At 39.6% G+C, this 6,087-nt stretch carries 4 protein-coding genes; 1 reads left to right on the top strand and 3 read right to left on the bottom strand.

Annotated elements, in window-relative coordinates; translation table 11 throughout:
- Positions 1–1,156: chromosomal replication initiator protein DnaA (dnaA, locus tag LBQ60_15550; GenBank protein ID MDR2039338.1), on the top strand; the 1,156-nt coding region annotated here is incomplete at its 5' end.
- 40 nt (positions 1,157–1,196) lie between these two features.
- Here dnaA and mazG read toward each other — a convergent pair.
- The 3 genes from mazG to LBQ60_15535 all read right to left on the bottom strand — a co-directional run bounded on the left by mazG (position 1,197) and on the right by LBQ60_15535 (position 6,034).
- Positions 1,197–1,982 (bottom strand): nucleoside triphosphate pyrophosphohydrolase, encoded by a 786-nt coding sequence (mazG, locus tag LBQ60_15545; GenBank protein ID MDR2039337.1) that lies wholly within the window; start codon positions 1,980–1,982, stop codon positions 1,197–1,199.
- The gene (locus LBQ60_15540; GenBank protein ID MDR2039336.1) at positions 1,979–4,078 is read right to left on the bottom strand and encodes a thioredoxin family protein; all 2,100 of its coding nucleotides are present in this window, start codon (positions 4,076–4,078) and stop codon (positions 1,979–1,981) included. Before LBQ60_15540 ends, mazG begins: the two co-directional genes overlap by 4 nt.
- 138 nt (positions 4,079–4,216) lie before the next feature.
- Positions 4,217–6,034: a TonB-dependent receptor gene (locus LBQ60_15535; protein MDR2039335.1), complete on the bottom strand. Its 1,818-nt coding sequence runs from the start codon at positions 6,032–6,034 to the stop codon at positions 4,217–4,219.
- Between the last annotated feature and the right edge of the window lie 53 nt (positions 6,035–6,087).

Genomic DNA, 6,087 nt, shown 5'->3' with positions numbered 1-6,087 from the left:
GCAGACGAAAGCTCCCAACGGCCATAGCGTTACCTATCACGGCGAAGAATCAAAGACAATCCTTTTGCATACCCCTAATAAAGTAGATGCGACAAAAGCACCCGGATCTTTTAAAGTTGCATCACAAGATCTGGACTCTCAATTAAATCCGAGATATAATTTCGAAAACTTTTTTGAAGGCGAAAGTAACAAACTGGTACGTGCCGTATCTGAAAAAATAGCATCGGATCCCGGGAAAACAGCCTTTAATCCGTTATTTATATATGGTCCGTCAGGCGTTGGAAAAACACATATCTGCCACGCTATAGGGGTAAAGATCCGTGAACTTCATCCGGAAAAACGGGTATTATATGTATCCGCCAATCTGTTTCGCCTTCAATATACGGATGCCGTACGTAAAAACGTGACCAATGATTTCCTCAGTTTTTACCAAAGTATAGATGTACTTATATTAGATGATATACATGAACTGATCGGATTAACAAAAACACAGGAAATATTTTTCCAGATATTTAACAATTTGCATCAACTGGGAAAACAGCTGGTTCTTACATGTGACCGTGCTCCCGTCGATCTGCAGGGTATGGAAGAAAGGCTTATTTCCCGTCTTAAATGGGGGATGACAGCCCCGATAGAACGACCGGATCTTGAATTGCGTAAAAAAATCCTTCGTAATAGAATCAGTCATGAAGGATTGGAAATACCGGAAGATGTTTTTGAGTTTATATCGGAAAATGTTACGGAAAATGTACGTGATCTTGAAGGGATACTGGTTTCCTTGATGGCAAATTCGGTTATAACAAATAAAGAAATAGATCTTGTACTTGCCAGACAGGTAATAAGTCAGGCCGTTCGTCTGGAAAAAAAACAAATTACCATCAAAAAGATACAGGAAATTGTTTGCCGTTATTTTAATTTGGACGAAGCGCTTATACAAACTAAATCACGAAAACGTGAAATTGTTCAGGCACGTCAGATTACCATGTTCCTGGCTAAAAAATATACGGAATTATCGTTTGCCTATATTGGCAAGGTGGTAGGAGGAAAAGATCATGCGACAGTGATTCATGCATATAAAACGATAAATGACCAGATCGAAATAAGCAAAACATTCCGTTCGACCATAGAAGCTATTGAAAGAAGCCTGATACAATGATACTGAAAAAAAGACACAACTTTCTTATAGTTTTTTACACTTATAGTCCCTTCCGTTTTGCTTCGTCCCAGATGGCGTCCATTTCGGAAAGGGACATATCTTTTAATGAACGCCCTTTTTCTATCGTTTGGGATTCTATGTAACCAAAACGGCGTATAAACTTTTTATTGGTACGTTCAAGTGCATTATCCGGATTAACCCCATAAAGGCAAGCAGCATTAATCATAGTGAAAATAAAATCACCAAACTCCGCTTCTTTTTTATCATCGTCCATACGATTCACTTCATAACGGAATTCCGATAATTCTTCTTCTACTTTATCCCATATCTGATCGCGTTCCTCCCAGTCAAACCCGACATTCCGCGCTTTTTCCTGAATACGTTGCGCTTTCACAATGGATGGGAGAGCAGCCGGCACTCCTTCCAGTACAGTCTTATTCCCACCTTTCTCCTTTAACTTAAGCTGTTCCCAGTTTTGCTCCACCTTTTTAGACGTATCGGCCTTGACATCCCCGAAAACATGCGGATGCCGAAAGATTAATTTATCACACAACGCATCACATACATCTTTTATATCAAAGGAATTTTTCTCGGAACCGATTTTTGCATAAAAAATGATATGAAGCAGTAAATCACCAAGTTCTTTTTTGATGTCCGCCTGATCTTCCCGCATGAGGGCATCACTAAGTTCGTACACTTCTTCTATTGTATTCGTGCGAAGACTTTCATTTGTCTGCTTTTTGTCCCACGGACATTTCTCGCGAAGCTCATCAAAGATATCCAGCAAACGTCCGAAAGCCTCCATCTGTTCTTTCCTTGTACTCATTGTTTAGTTTTTAAGTGATATTGTTTCTTTCCGTTTTCAAGAAAATTAATATATTTGGCTACATTTTCATCATATGCATACGAAGGTGATAACGGTAAGCCTTCATTGTCAAGAATAATATAATAGGGTTGAGCATTTGCGCCAAATTTACTGCGTTGCAGATAACTCCACTTGTCACCTATAGTCTTTAGCATCCACATTCTTCCGTTTTCTTCTATTTCAATCTGATTGGGGAGTTTCGTCTTATCATCAACCATTAATGTGATCAGTACAAAATCTTTTTCAATAAGCTGTTTCACTCGCGGATCAGTCCATACCGCCGCTTCCATCTTACGACAATTTACACAGCCATAACCGGAGAAATCTATCAGTACCGGTTTTTGTGTTCGGGCAGCATAGTCCATCCCTATTTCGTAGTCATCAAACCGAGCATGCACCTCATCATTATATAAGCTGAAATCCTGCGTATATAGAGGAGGAGCAAAGGCGCTTATCGCCTTCAGCGGCGCACCCCAGAGACCGGGTATCATGTAAATGGCAAAGGCGAAAGAGATAATCGACATGAATAAACGAGTAACGGAAATATATTTCAATTCCGAATCATGTTTGAAACGGATCTTTCCAAAAAGATAAAATCCCAATAATACAAAAATGACAACCCAGAGAACGATGAACACTTCCCGGTCTAAAATGCCCCATCCGTAAGCTAAATCGGCGACAGACAAGAATTTAAAGGCCAGAGCCAGTTCCAGAAAGCCGAGTACGACCTTTACTGAGTTCAACCATCCCCCTGACTTCGGCATGTTCTGAAGCATATTCGGGAAAACGGCAAACAAAGCAAAGGGTATGGCAAGCGCCAATGCAAAACCGAACATCCCGATAGCCGGGCCGACTGTATTTCCCTGTGAAGCGGCTTCTACAAGCAAAGTTCCGATAATCGGACCTGTACATGAAAAAGAAACCAGCACGAGTGTAAATGCCATAAAGAATGTACTCAATAATCCGGTGGTCGAATCAGCCTTTTTGTCTATTTTAGTTGTCCATGATGACGGCAAAACAAGTTCGAAGGCTCCGAAAAATGACATGGCAAAAACAACTAACAACAGGAAAAATACAATATTAAAAATGGCATTGGTTGATAAACTATTGAGTGCACTTGCGCCGAAAATACCCGTAATGAGCAATCCCATAGTCAAATAAATGATAATAATGGAAAAACCATAAAGCAATGCATCACGGACAGCTCTTTTCCGGCTTTTAGAATGTTTCAGGAAAAAGCTGACGGTCATTGGTATCATCGGCCATACGCAAGGAGTAAGCAATGCCAACAGACCACCCAGAAAACCGGCTATAAATATATAAATAAAAGAGCGATCTGTGGCAGAAGATGTCTCATCACCTAATACTTTCAGTTCATCTATTACAGGCGTCCACCATGAGGCCTCCTTATCTTCAGTCACATGATCCGATTTTTGAATGGACTTTTTTTCCATCCCGGAAAGCAACTCTGAAAGAACTCTTGCTGTTCTTCCTCCTCCAACAGATTCCATTGAGTCCGGAACGCTATCGGTAACCGGCTCCTGCTCTCCGACCAGAGAATCTTCTTTCCCTACCAAAACTTCCGGTTCGGATATATGCTTTATATATTTCCTGTCAAACGAAAAAGGCTCGCGTTCCGGAGGAAGGCATGTTTCATCATTACACACCATGTATTCAACTTCACCGGACAACCTGAATTTCTTAAAATCGGTTACTTTAATTTTCTGGGTAAAAGATACTGTATGTTCAAACCAACGGATATTCATATCAAATTGTTTGTCAAAAACTTCTGTTGCCTGAGCAGATGCAACTGGTTTGTTGACAAGTTCCGCACCCTGCAAAACTTCAAAAGATATGGATGTTGACACAGGACCACCTTCCGGCAGATTCATATCATACATGTGCCATCCGTTTTCAATATTCGCTTTAAAAACAATTTCTTTTTCTGCTGAAGGAAGATCCTTAAATTCAAATGACCATTTAACGGGATCATGTATTTGAGCATATCCTTTAAAAAATAAAAGAGATATGCACAACAAACAAAATATTTTTTTCATACGATTATTTATTATACATTTAAAGCGGCATGGATTTCGCATGAATAAACAAGTTTCAGATATAGAACATTGTTTTACATGCTTCGTTTTATGCAACGGATTTATTTATATTAAAAACAGCATATCAACTGAAAGCAATCAAAATGTCACACTAAAACCTACCATTGCACTAAACGGTTGCATCGGATAACCATAATACATTTCATGCTTCCCGAATAATAAATTGTTGAATTGTGCATATACACTGAACATATCATTAAACTTCCAGGACGCCCGGAACCGTAAATCGTTTATTGTGCTCATTTTCACATTTTCTTTATCCAGATAGGCATACATCCCTGATGCCATGCTATAATCAACACTTAAAGTAAGCGGTTTGACCGGACGAATATTTAAACCTGCATCGACAGTGAATGTCGGTCTGCCGTATGCTTCCATATCATCATCTTTATCCAATCCCATTGTACCGTAAGCATTTTTCCAGGTATCAAGATATTTTAAGTTATAATGATTATAAACTCCCTTCAGATAAAAATCAAATATATGCTGATAATCATATTTCAAAGTAGCGCCTGCATGCAGACGTTGCGAAGCAGGTTGAAAAGCCATGCTCACATTATTAAACCCCTTATCTATCCAACCATAAGACGAAGGATTATAAAAAACATCCGATTCGGTATATTTATATCCGGCAAATATGTCAAACCAAAGGCCTGCAGCGGCATTACTACGCACTCCAAGTTTTAAATCCGCCCATGTTTTAGAAACATCCGGTGTAAATGCAGGATTGATATAACGGTTTAGGCGCGATAATTCATACATCGTATTCGATTCAATTCCCCCGCCAAGGTTAACATAAAACAAGCTCCAGTTTGCGATCGGAACATCCAGTGCTATATTCGGAGAAACGAAAATATCCGTTTCATCCTGGGAAACAATCATCAAATTCAGACCCAACAGTAATTTCATTTTATCATTTTCCAAACGATAATAAGGACTAAGAGTTGCCTCATAACGATTATCAAAAGCCGCACTGTCTATTTTCACATCGCTTATTCCCGGTTCCGTATAAATCAACATATTCATCTTAAAGTCAACACCAAAACGTTGGCCGTTATTGACCGGAGAATTCAACCCTATATGCAGGCCGATATTATTTTCCGTCACCCCGTTATAACCCTTGCTCAATGAATATTTCTGATTAAAATTCTTGTAATCAATACCAATATAATATCCCGGTGAAGATTCCCTGCCGGAAGCAACACCTGCATACACGTTTATATACCGGTTTCCCTGACTCGTTGCGGAATCATTTTCTGCAACAGGTGCAACAAACGTATGGGTCGGTACACCATAATAGTTAAATGCCGAATAGCCGAAACTACCTCCTAATGACAAGGTCGCTGCATTAACATTAAAACGATGCCTGAAATCAAGTCCGCCGAAATTATCATTCAATTTTGCCTTACGTTTTGCAATACTATCCTCCGAAAATTTGACATTTCCGTTCGTAGAACGATGTGAAAAATACACACCCAGCTTATCACGGTCGGTATTCAGCAGATGATAACCAAAATCTCCATTGAAGTTCATAAACATTCCTCCGGCAAAATGCAGATAACCGTTACGTTTACTATGCGCAACATCCGTCATCAGCATACCGGCAGGTAATATGTTCATTTCCTTATCGGGCAATGTTGGCACCGCATAATCCGAATATACGATCGGACGTTTTGATATATTCATCTCACGAACAACAGGAAGCGTATTTACTTTTGCGGCATCCTGTACAATCGGATCATATTCACGCTCCAGAGTCATCTCACGGTTAAGATTTTGTTGCCGCTCTATTCTTTCCTTCTCAGCTTCTTTATTTTTATCCGGCTCCTGTGCAAAACCCGACAGGCTCGTGCCCGACAAAAGAGCTGTAATCATCACCACTTGTATCTTACGCATTACCATGGCTTATTTATTTTTTAATTTTTGCAATCTGTTTTCTATCATACGGT

It is taken from the genome of Bacteroidales bacterium (assembly GCA_031275285.1).
Classification (GTDB): Bacteria; Bacteroidota; Bacteroidia; order Bacteroidales; family UBA4181; genus JAIRLS01.
The sequence above is the reverse complement of the archived record's forward strand: the minus strand, read 5'-3'. Positions and strand labels throughout refer to the sequence as shown.

What these genes read in the sequence shown, in the direction of transcription:
- mazG (MDR2039337.1), bottom strand. Translation starts at nt 1,982, where the DNA reads ATGAGTACAAGGAAAGAACAGATGGAGGCTTTCGGACGTTTGCTGGAT.
- LBQ60_15540 (MDR2039336.1), bottom strand. Translation starts at nt 4,078, where the DNA reads ATGAAAAAAATATTTTGTTTGTTGTGCATATCTCTTTTATTTTTTAAA.
- LBQ60_15535 (MDR2039335.1), bottom strand. Translation starts at nt 6,034, where the DNA reads ATGCGTAAGATACAAGTGGTGATGATTACAGCTCTTTTGTCGGGCACG.